The sequence below is a fragment of the Actinomycetospora flava genome, assembly GCF_037400335.1.
Taxonomy (GTDB): domain Bacteria; phylum Actinomycetota; class Actinomycetes; order Mycobacteriales; family Pseudonocardiaceae; genus Actinomycetospora; species Actinomycetospora flava.
Genome location: NZ_JBBEGM010000001.1, coordinates 966,386 through 979,403 on the forward strand (window position 1 = coordinate 966,386; position 13,018 = coordinate 979,403).

Consider the following 13,018-nt stretch of genomic DNA (forward strand, 5'->3'; position numbering starts at 1 on the left):
GTGATCGTGGTCTCTACGCTCTCCAGCATGGCGCTCGCCTCCGTCCGCCTCGCCACCGCCGCCGACGCCGACGCCGTCGCGCACGTCCAGCGCACGGTGTGGACCTCGGCGTACGCCGACCTGCTCCCGCCCGGCGCGGTCGAGGGGTTCGACGCCGCGGCCGTGGCGGCGGGCTGGGCGGCACCGATCGCGGCGGGCGCGGTGTGGGTGGCCACCGAGGGCGACGCGCTGGTCGGGTTCTGCGCGGCGGGGCCGGCTTCTCGTGACGATCTCGCGGACGCCGCGGGAGCGGTCCCGGACGACGCGGCCTCGGTGGCGACCGTCGCGGCGCTGCTCGTCGAGCCGCGGTGGGGCCGGCGCGGGCACGGGGGACGGCTGCTGGTCGAGGCCGCGGCTTCGCTGCGGTCCGCCGGTGCCGTGCGCGCGATCGCCTGGGTGCCCGAACGCGACACCGCCTCGCGCCGCTTCTACGAGCGCGCGGGCTGGGACCCCGACGGCACCGTCCGCACCCTCGACGCCGGCGGGCGGCCGCTGCGCGAGATCCGCGTCGCCGGGGACCTGGACCTGGAGTTCCGGCCGGAACCGTCGCTCGACGACCTGGACCTGCCGCTGCTGTCGTGACGCGGCGGCGACGGCGACGACGGCGGCGGCGGCGGCGTTCGTGCGGCGAGAGGCACGCTGCGCATGATCGACCGGCGCTGGAGCTGCGGAACGTGCCCCTCGTGCTGGCCGCCGGGTCGCGCCGTCGAGCTGGTGGCTTTCCTGACGTTCAACGTCAGCGTGGCCGCCACGCTGGAACACCCCGCCGGCATGTCGCGCGGTCGAGGATGTGGCGATCCTGGCGTGAGACGCCAGCGATGCCGCATCGCTGGCACGGCCCGTGCCGATTCGGCGACCTAGTCGAGGTCGAGGAGGGCGTCGAGGCCGACGGTGAGGCCGGGGTGGTCGGCCACCTTGCGGCAGGCCAGCAGCACGCCCGGCATGAAGGAGCTGCGGTGCAGGGAGTCGTGGCGGATCGTGAACGTCTCGCCCTCGGTGCCCAGCAGGACCTCCTGGTGCGCGACGAGGCCCGCCATGCGCACCGCGTGCACCGGGATCCCGTCGACGCGCGCACCACGCGCGCCGTCGGGGTCGTGGGTCGTCGCGTCCGGCCCGGGGCCCAGTCCCGCCTCGGCGCGGGCCGCGGCGATCATCTGGGCGGTGCGCGTCGCCGTGCCCGAGGGGGCGTCGGCCTTGCGCGGGTGGTGCAGCTCGACGACCTCGACCGAGTCGAAGAAGCGCGCGGCCTGCGCCGCGAAGCGCATCATCAGCACGGCGCCGATGCCGAAGTTCGGCACGACGAGCACGCCCTGCCCGGGCTGCAGGCGTCCGCGGACCTCGTCGAGGAGGTCCTGGCCGACGCCGCTCGTGCCCACCACCACGTGCAGGCCGGCGTCGACGCACCAGCGCAGGTTGTCGGCCACCGCCGACGGATGGGTGAAGTCGACGACCACGTCGGCGGCGCGCAGCACCTCGCGGTCGTCGCCCACATCCACGCGCGCGATCAGCTCCAGGTCCTCGGCGCCCTCGACCGCGCCGCACGCCTCCGAGCCCATGCGACCGTTGGCGCCCAGCACGCCGACCTTGATCACGATTCGACCATCCCCCGCACCTCGTCCGGCAGCTCGTCGACGTCACCGTAGGGACCGACGACGGCGGCCGCGCGGGGCCCGGTGAGCAGCGACGACGCCAGCGACGCCACATCGCCCGCACCGACGGCGTCGATGCGGTCCAGCGTGCTCGCCAGGTCGGTGGCCCGGTCGAGCCCGCCGTGGTCGAGCTCGCGGCGGCCGAGGCGGGTCATGCGCGCCGAGGTCTCCTCGAGGCCCAGCACCAGCTCGCCGCGCAGCTGCCCGCGGGCGCGGGTGAGCTCGGCGTCGGTGATGCCGTGCGCGGCGAGGTCGGCGATCTCGTCGCGGACCACCGCCGCCGCGGCCCCGAGACGCTCGGGCGCGCAGCCGACGTAGACCGCGAGCGCGCCCGCGTCGGCGTAGCCCGTGGTCGACGAGTAGACCGAGTACGCGAGCCCGCGCTGCTCGCGGACCTGCTGGAACAGCCGCGAGCTCATGCCGCCGCCGAGCACGGTGGACAGCACCTGCAGCGCCGGCCAGCGCTCGTCGGCCCGGCGCAGCGAGGGCACGCCGAGCATGAGGTGCGCCTGCTCGGTGTCCTCGTCGCGCACCGAGAGGCGGTCGGCAGGCGTCCCCGGTTCCGCGGACTCGCCGCGGTGCCACGGCTCGACGGCACCGTCCAACCGCGACCCGTACGCCTCCGCCACCGCGGCCAGCACGTCCGCGTGCGCCACGTTGCCGGCGACGGCCAGCACCGAGCGCGCGGGGACGTAGTGGCGGGCGTGGAAGTCGGCGAGCCGGTCGCGGGTCATGCCCGTCACCGACTCCTCGGTGCCGATCACCGGCAGGCCGAGCGGGTGCGCGCCGAACAGGAGCGCGTCGAAGTCGTCAGCCAGCAGGTCCTCGGGGGCCTCGTCGCGGCCGGCGATCTCCGAGAGCACGACGTCGCGCTCGAGCTCCACGTCCGCGGCCGCCATGACGGCGTCGAGCACCACGTCGCCGAGCACGTCGACCGCGAGCGGCATGTCGCGGTCGAGCACGTGCGCGTAGAAGCAGGTGTGCTCCTTGCCGGTGAAGGCGTTGAGGTCGCCGCCGACGGCGTCGATCTCCTCCGCGATCGCCCGCGCCGAACGTCGCCGCGTGCCCTTGAACAGCAGGTGCTCGAGGTAGTGCGCGGCGCCGTGCGTCGCGGCGCCGAGGACCGGCTCGTCGCGCGAGCCGACCTCGACCCACAGGCCCACCGACGCCGACCGCGCGCCGGCCACGTGCTCGGTGACCACCCGCAGGCCCCCGGGCAGCACGGTGCGTGCCACGCCGGGGGCCGGGTGCCGGGTGTCGACAGCGGGTGCGGCGGTCTCGATGGTCGAGCTCCGCTGCGCTGCGTCTCCTGTCACTCCGCGGACGAACCCCCGATGGCCCCGGTGACCGCGCCGGTGGTGGCAGCGGAACCGGTCGGGGCGGCCGGGGTGGACTCGGCCCCGTCGGCCGGCGCGTCGGAGTCGGCGGCCGCACCGTTGCCGGCGGCGGCGTCCTCCTCCTTGACCGGGATGAGGCTGATCTTGCCGCGGTTGTCGATGTCGGTGATCTCGACGCGCAGCTTGTCGCCGACGTTGACCACGTCCTCGACCTTGCCGATGCGCTTGCCGCCGCCCAGCTTCGAGATGTGGACGAGGCCGTCGCGGCCCGGCAGCAGCGAGACGAAGGCGCCGAAGGCGGCGGTCTTGACGACCGTGCCGAGGAAGCGCTCGCCGATCTTCGGCAGCTGCGGGTTGGCGATGGCGTTGATCTTGTCGATCGCGGCCTGGGCGCTCGGCCCGTCGGCGGCACCGACGTAGATCGTGCCGTCGTCCTCGATGGAGATGTCGGCGCCGGTCTCCTCGGTGATCGAGTTGATCATCTTGCCCTTCGGGCCGATGACCTCGCCGATCTTGTCGACCGGCACCTTCACCGTGGTGATGCGCGGCGCGAACTCGCTCATCTCGTCGGGGGCGTCGATGGCCTCGGCCATGACGTCGAGGATCGCGAGGCGGGCCCCGCGGGCCTGGGTCAGCGCCCGGCCGAGCACCTCGGACGGGATGCCCTCGAGCTTGGTGTCGAGCTGCAGGGCCGTCACGAAGTCCTTGGTGCCGGCGACCTTGAAGTCCATGTCACCGAACGCGTCCTCGGCGCCGAGGATGTCGGTGAGCGCGACGAAGGTCTCCTTGCCGTCGACCTCGCCGGACACGAGTCCCATGGCGATGCCGGCGACCGGCGCCTTCAGCGGCACACCGGCGTTGAGCAGCGACATCGTCGACGCGCAGACCGAGCCCATCGACGTCGAGCCGTTGGAGCCCAGCGCCTCGGAGACCTGGCGGATCGCGTAGGGGAACTCCTCGCGCGACGGCAGCACCGGCACGAGCGCCCGCTCGGCGAGCGCGCCGTGGCCGATCTCGCGGCGCTTGGGCGAGCCCACACGGCCGGTCTCGCCGGTGGAGAACGGCGGGAAGTTGTAGTGGTGCATGTACCGCTTGGTCGTCTCCGGGCCGAGCGAGTCGATCGTCTGCTCGAGCCGGAGCATGTTCAGCGTGGTGACGCCCAGGATCTGGGTCTCGCCGCGCTCGAACAGCGCCGAGCCGTGGGCCCGCGGGATCACCTCGACCTCGGCGGCCAGCGGACGGATGTCCGTGGTGCCACGGCCGTCGATGCGGAAGCCGTCGCGCAGGATGCGCCGGCGGACGGTCTTCTTGGTCAGCGAGCGGAACGCCTCGCCGATCTCCTTCTCGCGGCCCTCGAACTTGTCCGCGAGCTCGGAGACCAGGCGGTCCTTGATCGCGTCCTGGGCGTTGTCGCGGTCCTGCTTGCCGGTGATCGTGAAGGTGTCGTCGAGGTCGGTGCCGACCGCCGACTCGACCGCGGCGTAGACGTCGTCCTGGTAGGCCGGGAAGGTCGGGTAGTCCTTCGTCGACACCCCGGTCGCCGTGTAGAGCTCCTTCTGCGCCTCGCAGAGGGTGCGGATGAACGGCTTGGCCGCCTCCATGCCCGCGGCGACGATCTCCTCGGTCGGCGCCTGCGCGCCGTCGCCGATGAGCTTCCAGGCGTGGTCGGTGGCCTCGGCCTCGACCATGGCGATCGCGACGTCGGAGCCGTCGGAGGTCACCGAACCGGCGATGACCATGTCGAACACGGCGCCCTCGAGCTGCTCCCAGGTCGGGAACGCGACCCACTGACCGTTGATCAGGGCGACGCGGGTCGCGCCGATCGGGCCGTCGAAGGGCAGCCCGGAGATCTGCGTGGACGCCGAGGCCGCGTTGATCGCGAGGACGTCGTAGGGGTCCTTCGGGTCCAGGCTCTGGACCGTGATGACGACCTGGACCTCGTTGCGCAGCCCGCCGGCGAAGGTCGGGCGCAGGGGCCGGTCGATGAGCCGGCAGGTGAGGATCGCGTCCGTCGACGGGCGGCCCTCGCGCCGGAAGAACGAGCCGGGGATCCGGCCCGCGGCGTACATGCGCTCCTCGACGTCGACCGTCAGCGGGAAGAAGTCGAAGTTGTCCTTCGGCCGCTTCGACGCGGTCGTCGCGGAGAGCAGCATCGTGTCGTCGTCCAGGTAGGCGACGACGGCGCCGGCCGCCTGGCGGGCCAGCCGGCCCGTCTCGAAGCGGACGGTGCGGGTGCCGTAGGCACCGTTGTCCAGGACCGCGGTGGTCTCGTGGACGCCCGAGTCGGTCTCGGTCATGTGGGGTTCTCCTCTGCAGGGCCCCTGCCGCGAGCCGTCCAGGGCTCCCCCCGCGACGCGGCCGGCGACGAGCGGTCTTCGATCGAAGCCCACGGACGGTCTGTCCGGGGGCCACTACCGAGGACCGGCCGACGCACCGGTGTCACGGGTTGGTGGACGGTGGCGGCGGAGCCGGTTCTTGGTGATGCGCACGCCGACGCGCCGGCCGGCGTCGTGGCCGGCCGGCGCGGGGCGTGCGCGGTGTTCAGGTGTGCCTGCTCAGCGACGCAGCCCCAGCCGCTCGATCAGCGAGCGGTAGCGGGCCACGTCCACGGAGGCGACGTACTTCAGCAGGCGACGACGACGCCCCACCAGCAGCAGCAGTCCGCGGCGGGAGTGGTGGTCGTGCTTGTGCATCTTGAGGTGCTCGGTGAGCCGCACGATGCGCTGCGTGAGCAGCGCGACCTGCGCCTCGGGCGACCCGGTGTCCGTCTCGTGGACCCCGTACTCGGAGAGGGTCGCCTTCTTCTGCTCGGTGGTCAGTGCCACGGGGGTGGTGCTCCTTCTGCTGTCGTCGGTGCCGTGAGCATGGACGGCGTCCGCCGCGGGCTCCCGCCGTGACGAGGAGTCGCTGATCGCGGACGTCGCACTCGCGGGGATCGGGCCACGTGGCCCGGACCACCCGCCGCCCGGCCACCACGGACCGCAGCCAGGCGAAACAACTCCCAGTGTACCGACGGGCCCGCCCGCCCGGTCAGCGGCCCGTGTCGGGCACCTCGCCGCCCGCAGCACGCCGGAGCAGGCCCGCCAGCGAGGGGAAGCCGCGGTCGAGGGTGTCGGCGGCGCGGGCCAGCTCGTCGGGCCCGGCGACCGTCCGGAGCAGGTCGTACGAGCCGGGCGCGCTCGTCGGCGCGCGGGGCTCGGCGGCGCGGACGTCGGCGAGCAGGCGCTCCACCCGGACCGGGTCGGTGGAGGCGTCCCGGGCCACCGCCTGCTCGAGCAGGACCAGCCGGCCCAGCACCGCCGGCGTCCCGATCTTGACCCGCCGCCCGCTCATGAGCTGCGAGAGCATCGGCGAGCTGGTGCCGAGCGCGGTGGCCAGCGCGGCCTGCGAGACGTCGAGGGCGCGCAGCAGGCGGCGCAGCCGGTCGCCCAGCGGCTCGCCGTAGAAGCGGCGCTGCAGCTCGCGGTTGCGCCGCACCGCCGCCCGGGGATCCGACCCGAGATCCCCTCGGGGATCCGACCCCGCCGCGTCCGACCGGCCCACCCGCACCACCTCGCTCCACCGCCGCCGGGCCGAGCGTGACAGCCGGCGCGCGCCGCTGGTGGCCGTTTCGGTCAGATGCCCGGGACTCAGATGCCGAGGACGTCTCGGGTGCGCGCCACGTCGGCGTCCATCGCGGCGATGAGGTCCTCGAGGGAGTCGAAGCGGTCCATGCCGCGCAGGCGCTCGACGAAGTCGACGCCGACGCGGGCGCCGTAGAGGTCCTCGGAGTGGTCGAGGACGAACGCCTCGACGGTGCGCCGGCGCCCCTCGAACGTCGGGTTGGTGCCCACCGACGTCGCCGCCGGGAGGACCTCGCCCCGGTGGTGGAACCAGCACGCGTACACCCCGTCGGCCGGGATCGCCGCGTGCTCGCCGCAGTCGACGTTGGCCGTCGGGTAGCCCAGCTCGCGGCCGCGCTGGTCGCCGCGGACGACGACGCCCTCGAGGCGGTGCGGCCGACCCAGGGCCTCCGCGGCCGCCCGGACGTCGCCGGCGGCGATGCTCGCGCGGATGTAGGTCGACGAGAACGTCACCGTCGACCCCACGGTGCTGGATCCGACGGGCGCGGCACCGAGGGGCTCGGTGACGAGGTCCACGCCCTCGGCGGCGAAGCCGAAGCGCTGGCCGAGGCGCTCGAGCTCGGCGACGTCGCCGGCCGCCTTGTAGCCGAACGTGAAGTTCCGCCCGACGACGACCATCGCCGCGTGCAGCCGGTCCACGAGCAGCTCGTGCACGAACTCGTCGGGCGCGACCCGCGCGAGGTCGGTCGTGAACGGCAGCACCCAGAACGCGTCGACGCCCAGCTCGGCGACCAGCTCCGCGCGGCGGGTCAGCGACGTCAGCCGCGCGGGGTGCGTGCCGGGGCGCAGCACGGACGCCGGGTGCGGGTCGAAGGTGATGAGCACGGTGGGCAGGCCGAGCTCGCGCCCGTGGGCGACGGCCCGGGCGATGAGCTGCTGGTGGCCGCGGTGCACGCCGTCGAACACGCCGATCGTGACGACGCACCGACCCCAGCCCGACGGCACGCCGTCGAGTCCCCGCCAGGTTTGCACGGCCGGGAGCGTACGGCCGGTGCCGCGGGTCACGCCGTGTCGGTGGGGGTGATCAAGCGGGTGCGAGCACCAGGACGGGCCGCGCGGCGCCGCGGTCGTCGGCGACGAGCCCGACGACGTGGCCGTCGGGACCGAACACCCCGACCGTGCCGGCCCCGCCCCCGGCGGGCAGCGGGCGGCCGTGCGCGAGCCCGGCGGCCTCGTCGGCGTCGGCGTCGCGGCGGGGGAAGGCCGTGGCGACGGCGGCGTCGAGGTCCAGGGACAGCGACGCGCGGCCCTGCTCCTCCTCCTCGGCCGCCAGGACCTCGAGCGTGCGGGCCTGCGCGAGCGTGAACGGCCCGACGCGCGTGCGGCGCAGCGCGGTGAGGTGGCCGCCGACGCCGAGCCCGGCCCCGAGGTCGCGGGCCAGCGCGCGCACGTAGGTGCCCGAGGAGCAGTCGACGAGCACGTCGAGGTCGCGGAACGGGCCCTCGGCGCGCGTGGCCAGGACGTCGAAGCGCCCGACCGTGACCGGCCGCGCCTCGAGCTGCACGTCCTCCCCGGCCCGGGCGCGCTCGTAGGCGCGGCGCCCGTCGACCTTGATCGCCGACACGCTGCTGGGGACCTGCGCGATCTCGCCGGTGAGCGCGGCGACCCCGTCGGCGAGCGCCTGCTCGGTGATGCCCGCGGTGTCGGCCGGCTCGCCGAGGGGCTCGCCCTCGGCGTCGTCGGTGCCGGTCGCGAGGCCGAGGCGGATCGTGGCGAGGTAGCTCTTGGTGTCGAGCGCGAGGTGGCCGAGCAGCTTGGTCGCCCGCTCGATGCCCAGCACGAGCACGCCGGTCGCCATCGGGTCGAGGGTGCCCGCGTGCCCGACCTTGCGGGTGCCCATCAGCCGCCGCGCGCGCCCCACGACGTCGTGCGAGGTCCACCCCGCGGGCTTGTCGACCACGAGCAGCCCCGGCGGCGGGGGCTCGCGCCGTTGCTTCGGGGCACCACCACGTCCGGACACGGCGGACCATGATGCCCGCCCCACTCACCGGGCCCATCGGGGTCCCGGCAGGCATGCTGGGGAGCGTGAGCATCCCGACGCGCACCGACGTCCTCGTCGTGGGCGCCGGCCCCGCCGGTTCCGCCGCCGCGGCGTGGGCCGCCGAGGCCGGCCACGACGTCGTCCTCGCCGACGCCGCCGTCTTCCCCCGCGACAAGGCCTGCGGCGACGGGCTGACCCCGCGGGCGATCGCGGAGCTCGAGCACCTCGGGCTCGGCGAGTGGGTGCGCGGGCGCGGCACCAACCGGGGTCTGCGGGCCGCCGGCTTCGGCCAGCTGCTGGAGCTCCCCTGGCCCGGCGGGTCGCTGCCGGCCCACGGCGGGGCGGTCGCGCGCACCGAGCTGGACGCCCGCATCCGCACGGTCGCCCTGGAGAAGGGCGCCCGGCCCGTGGAGGGCGCCCGCGCCGTGGACGTCGAGCGGGACGGCGCCGACGGGGTCTCCGGCGTCGTGTTCACCACCGCCGACGGGGAGACCACGAGCATCGGGTGCCGGCGTCTCGTCGTCGCCGACGGCGCCCGGTCGACGCTGGGCCGGGTCCTCGGGCGCGAATGGCACCGCGAGACGGCGTACGGCGTCGCGGCCCGCGGCTACGTGCGCTCCGGGCGCCACGACGACGAGTGGATCTCGTCGCACCTGGAGCTGCGGGGCACCGAGAACGAGGTGCTCTCGGGCTACGGCTGGGTGTTCCCGCTGCACGACGGGCACGTCAACATCGGCGTCGGCACGCTGGCCACCGAGTCACGGCCCGCGAACGTGCGGCTCCGGTCGCTGATCGCCCACTACGCCGACCAGCGCCGCGAGGACTGGCGGCTCGACGGCGAGGTGCGCGACGTCGCCTCGGCGCTGCTGCCCATGGGCGGCGCGGTCTCGGGCGTCGCGGGGCGCAACTGGGCGCTCGTCGGCGACGCCGCCGGGCTCGTGAACCCGCTCAACGGCGAGGGCATCGACTACGGCCTCGAGAGCGGACGCACCGTCGCGGGCCTGCTGGACACCGACGACGACCTCTCGCTGGCCTGGCCCGCGACCCTGCGACGGCACTACGGCTCCGCGTTCTCCATCGCGCGGCGCCTGGCGACGCTGCTGACCATGCCGCGTCTGCTGCCCATCGCCGGGCCGGTCGGGATGCGCTCGCGGGCGCTCATGACCGTCGCCCTGCGGGTGATGGGCAACCTGGTCAGCGAGGAGGACGCCGACCTCGTGGCGAGGGCCTGGCGGGTGGCGGGGCGCGCCTCGCTGCGCGCCGACGAGCTGCCGCCGTTCCCCGCGGCGGACCTGCGGCGCCCGGTCGCCGCGGGCTGAGGTCCGCGGGCGCGGGTGTCCGGTCGCCGACCCGTGTCCCCGGGGACACGGGTCGGCTGGGTGAGGTCGCCCCCGGCGCCCCGCGAGCGGCACGTCCTGCACGTGCGCGCCCGAGCTCGGCGACTCCGGCCGTTCGGATTCCTCAGGTCGTCCCGGTGACCGCCCACGCGTCGCCGCGCACGCGCAGGCCGACGGCGACGGCGCGCGCGGCGATGAACAGCGCCAGCCCGGCCCAGATCCCGACCAGACCCCACCCGAACACGAGCGAGAGCCAGATCGTCGGCAGGAACGCGGCGAGCGCCGAGCCGACGGTGATCCGGCGCAGGTAGGCGGCGTCCCCGGCGCCGAGCAGCACCCCGTCGAGCGCGAACACGTAGGCCGCGACCGGCTGCAGCGCCACGAAGAACCACCACGCCTGCGGGACGACGTCGCGCACCGCGGGGTCGGGCGTGAAGACCCCGGGCAGTACCCCGGCGGTCGCCGCGAACACGATCCCGGCGAGGCAGCCCAGGACGAGGCCGTAGCGGGTGACCCGGCCGCTGACCCGTCGCGCCGTGCCGACGGACGCGGCCCCGAGCGCGGCGCCGACCAGTGACTGCGCGGCGATCGCGAGTGCGTCCAGCACGGTGACCATGAACGTCCAGAGCTGCAGGACGATCTGGTGCGCGGCGACCGACTCGGCGCCGAAGCGGGCCGCCACCGCCGTCGCCGAGAGGAAGCAGGCCTGGAACGCGGCGCTGCGCAGCAGCAGGTCGCGCCCGAGCCCGAACTGGGCGCGCATGTCGGCGGGCACCGGCCGCAACGACACGCGTTCACGCACCAGCGCGCCGACGAACAGCAGGCCCACCACGGCCTGGGCGCCGACGTTCGCCCACGCCGAGCCCTCGAGGCCCAGCTCCGGGAACGGGCCGACGCCGTAGACCAGCAGCGGGCACACGATCGCCGAGAGCCCGTTGCCGGCGAGCACCACGACGATCGGGCGGCGGGTGTCCTGCACGCCGCGCATCCACCCGTGGCCGGCGAGCGCGACGAGGATGCCCGGCGCGCCCCAGACGGCGATCCGCAGCCAGCCGGTGGCGGCGTCGGCGACCTCTCCCCCGCCGCCGAGCGCGTTCCCGAGCCAGGGCGCGAGGGTCCACAGCACCGCGATGACGACCGCGCCCACCCCCAGCGCGATCCACGTCGCCGCGACGCCCTCGCGCACGGCGGCGACCCGGTCGCCGGCGCCGTGGTGGCGGGCGGCCCGCGCGGTGGTGCCGTAGGCGAGGAACGTGCCCAGGCTCGCGATCTGCGCGAGCACCACCCCGCCGACCGCGAGCCCCGCCAGCGGCACCGCGCCGAGGTGCCCGACGACGGCGGTGTCGACGAGCAGGTACAGCGGCTCGGCGACGAGGACGACCAGCGCCGACGACGCCAGCGCGAGGACGCGGCGCGCGCCGGGGTCGGTGTCCGGGTCGGTGCCGGCCGTCATCCCAGGAGCGGCGCGTCGGCCAGGGCGCGGCGGACGCGGTCGAGGATGTCCGGGGCGTCGCCGTCGACCGTGAAGCCCGAGGCGTGGCGGTGTCCCCCACCGCCGAGGGCCGAGGCCGCCGCGGCGACGTCGAGCCGGCCCTTCGAGCGCATGTTCGCGGTCCACCGCCGGTCGCCGACCTGCTTGAGCACGACGGCCACCTCGGCCTCCGCGGTGGTGCGCAGGACGTCGATGACGCTCTCGATCTCCTCCTGGCGCCCGACGTCGATGTGGTCGCGGGTCACCAGGGCGTGCACGAGCCCCAGGCCGCGGGCCTCGTCGACCTCCAGGCGCGCGGTGGCGAGCACCGCCGAGAGCATCGCCAGCCACGAGAACGGATGGGTGTCGAGCAGCGGGCGCGTGACCGCCTCGGCGTCGACGCCGGCGACGAGCAGGCGCGCGGCCATCGCGTGGGTGTCCGGGGAGGCGGCGCGGAAGTTGCGGGTGTCGGTGACGAGCCCGGCGTAGAGGCAGCGCGCCGTGGGGAGGTCGACGGGCGCGCCGATGGCGTCGAGCAGGTGCAGCACCATGACCGCCGTGGCCTCGGCGCGCGGGTCGACGTAGTAGAAGGTCCCGAACCCGGAGTTCGAGACGTGGTGGTCGATCACCAGCGTCGTGCCCGCGGTCTCGGCGCGGTCGGCGAGCGGGCCGAGACGGTCGACGCTGCCGGTGTCGAGGACGACGAGCAGCTCGGGGCGGTGCACCACGCGGTGGTGGGGCACGACGAGACCCGCGACGTCGAGGTCGCGCAGCGACTCCGCCGGGCGCTCGGGCGCCCCGAACGACACCTGGACGTGGGCGCCGCGCCGGTGCAGCGCGAGCCCGAGGGCGAGCGCGCTGCCGAGCGCGTCGGCGTCCGGGTTGACGTGCGCGAGCAGCACGACCTGACGCGCGCCGGTGAGCACGCCGACCGCTTCCTCGAGGGTGGTCGGACGGCTCGTCAGGCCGTGACTCTCCTCGGCCGCCACCATCGCGGGTGAACTCCCCTCGAGCCGTCCACCGACGGGGCGTCGGCGTGACGGCGTCACGGTACGGAGTCGCCGTCAGCCCGTCGACCGCGCGCTGTGACCGGTGTCGTCACCCTCGTCCCCGACGGGGACGTCGTCGGGATCCTCGTCGTCCTCCCGCGGCTTGCGGTACGGGTCGGCCTCGCCGGCGTAGGCGGCCCCGACGGCGAGCGTCGCGACCTCGGCGTCGGCCGCGCGGGCGCCCTCGAGCACCTCGTCGAGCCGCTTGGCGCCCTCGGGCACCGCGTCCGGGACGAACTGGAGCGACGGCGTGAACCGCACCCCCGTCTGGCGCCCCACGGCCGTGCGCAGCACGCCCCGCGCGCTGGCCAGGGCGGCCGCCGAGCCGGACTGGTCGGCCTCGTCCCCGTAGACGGTGTAGTAGACCGTCGCCTCGCGGAGGTCGGGGGTGACGCGGGTGTCGGTGATCGTCACCATCGCCAGGCGCGGGTCCTTGACCTCGTGCTCCAGCGTCGAGGCGACGATCTGGGAGATCCGCTTGGCGAGCCTGCGGGCCCGTGGCGCGTCGGCCATGGCGCGGTTCCTCCTGCTT

The 13,018-nt window shown here is 75.2% G+C and carries 12 protein-coding genes; 2 read left to right on the top strand and 10 right to left on the bottom strand.

Translation table 11 applies throughout. The features are described 5' to 3' along the window. The first annotated feature begins 27 nt into the window (after positions 1-27). Complete coding sequence (locus WCD58_RS04745) at positions 28-621, top strand: GNAT family N-acetyltransferase (protein ID WP_337700002.1); 594 nt, start codon at positions 28-30, stop codon at positions 619-621. A gap of 275 nt (positions 622-896) precedes the next feature. On the opposite strand, the gene dapB is transcribed toward WCD58_RS04745, so the two are convergent. The 7 genes from dapB to truB all read right to left on the bottom strand — a co-directional run bounded on the left by dapB (position 897) and on the right by truB (position 8,608). Next, on the bottom strand, positions 897-1,634 hold the full coding sequence (dapB, locus tag WCD58_RS04750; protein ID WP_337700806.1) for a 4-hydroxy-tetrahydrodipicolinate reductase: 738 nt from the start codon (positions 1,632-1,634) through the stop codon (positions 897-899). Continuing rightward, the gene (locus tag WCD58_RS04755) at positions 1,628-2,923 is read right to left on the bottom strand and encodes a M16 family metallopeptidase (RefSeq protein ID WP_337700004.1); all 1,296 of its coding nucleotides are present in this window, start codon (positions 2,921-2,923) and stop codon (positions 1,628-1,630) included. The genes dapB and WCD58_RS04755 overlap by 7 nt, the downstream gene beginning before the upstream one ends. Positions 2,924-3,000: 77 nt before the next feature. Continuing rightward, the gene (locus WCD58_RS04760; RefSeq protein ID WP_337700006.1) at positions 3,001-5,322 is read right to left on the bottom strand and encodes a polyribonucleotide nucleotidyltransferase; all 2,322 of its coding nucleotides are present in this window, start codon (positions 5,320-5,322) and stop codon (positions 3,001-3,003) included. A 258-nt stretch (positions 5,323-5,580) separates the two neighbouring features. Then, on the bottom strand, positions 5,581-5,850 hold the full coding sequence (gene rpsO, locus WCD58_RS04765) for a 30S ribosomal protein S15 (RefSeq protein ID WP_274198811.1): 270 nt from the start codon (positions 5,848-5,850) through the stop codon (positions 5,581-5,583). 205 nt (positions 5,851-6,055) lie between these two features. Beyond that, positions 6,056-6,568, bottom strand: coding sequence for a helix-turn-helix domain-containing protein (locus WCD58_RS04770; RefSeq protein WP_337700010.1), 513 nt, complete (start codon positions 6,566-6,568; stop codon positions 6,056-6,058). A gap of 86 nt (positions 6,569-6,654) precedes the next feature. Next, positions 6,655-7,620 carry a bifunctional riboflavin kinase/FAD synthetase gene (locus tag WCD58_RS04775; RefSeq protein ID WP_337700012.1) on the bottom strand — a complete coding sequence of 322 codons (966 nt, stop codon included), beginning with the start codon at positions 7,618-7,620 and terminating at the stop codon, positions 6,655-6,657. Positions 7,621-7,672: 52 nt separating this feature from the next. Next, positions 7,673-8,608 (bottom strand): tRNA pseudouridine(55) synthase TruB, encoded by a 936-nt coding sequence (gene truB, locus WCD58_RS04780; protein WP_337700014.1) that lies wholly within the window; start codon positions 8,606-8,608, stop codon positions 7,673-7,675. A gap of 65 nt (positions 8,609-8,673) precedes the next feature. Between truB and WCD58_RS04785 the strand changes: the two genes are divergently transcribed. Then, positions 8,674-9,948 (top strand): geranylgeranyl reductase family protein, encoded by a 1,275-nt coding sequence (locus WCD58_RS04785; protein WP_337700016.1) that lies wholly within the window; start codon positions 8,674-8,676, stop codon positions 9,946-9,948. A gap of 142 nt (positions 9,949-10,090) precedes the next feature. On the opposite strand, the gene WCD58_RS04790 is transcribed toward WCD58_RS04785, so the two are convergent. The 3 genes from WCD58_RS04790 to rbfA form a co-directional block, all read right to left on the bottom strand. Continuing rightward, complete coding sequence (locus WCD58_RS04790; protein ID WP_337700018.1) at positions 10,091-11,419, bottom strand: MATE family efflux transporter; 1,329 nt, start codon at positions 11,417-11,419, stop codon at positions 10,091-10,093. Further along, the gene (locus WCD58_RS04795) at positions 11,416-12,429 is read right to left on the bottom strand and encodes a DHH family phosphoesterase (protein WP_337700020.1); all 1,014 of its coding nucleotides are present in this window, start codon (positions 12,427-12,429) and stop codon (positions 11,416-11,418) included. The genes WCD58_RS04790 and WCD58_RS04795 overlap by 4 nt, the downstream gene beginning before the upstream one ends. 72 nt (positions 12,430-12,501) lie before the next feature. Then, entirely contained in the window at positions 12,502-12,999 is a 498-nt protein-coding gene (rbfA, locus tag WCD58_RS04800) for a 30S ribosome-binding factor RbfA (RefSeq protein WP_337700022.1), read from the bottom strand. Positions 13,000-13,018: the final 19 nt, after the last annotated feature.

Coding starts and splice junctions, on each gene's coding strand:
- WCD58_RS04795 (WP_337700020.1), bottom strand. CDS start 12,429: ATGGTGGCGGCCGAGGAGAGTCACGGCCTGACGAGCCGTCCGACCACC.
- rbfA (WP_337700022.1), bottom strand. CDS start 12,999: ATGGCCGACGCGCCACGGGCCCGCAGGCTCGCCAAGCGGATCTCCCAG.
- WCD58_RS04745 (WP_337700002.1), top strand. CDS start 28: ATGGCGCTCGCCTCCGTCCGCCTCGCCACCGCCGCCGACGCCGACGCC.
- WCD58_RS04790 (WP_337700018.1), bottom strand. CDS start 11,419: ATGACGGCCGGCACCGACCCGGACACCGACCCCGGCGCGCGCCGCGTC.
- WCD58_RS04760 (WP_337700006.1), bottom strand. CDS start 5,322: ATGACCGAGACCGACTCGGGCGTCCACGAGACCACCGCGGTCCTGGAC.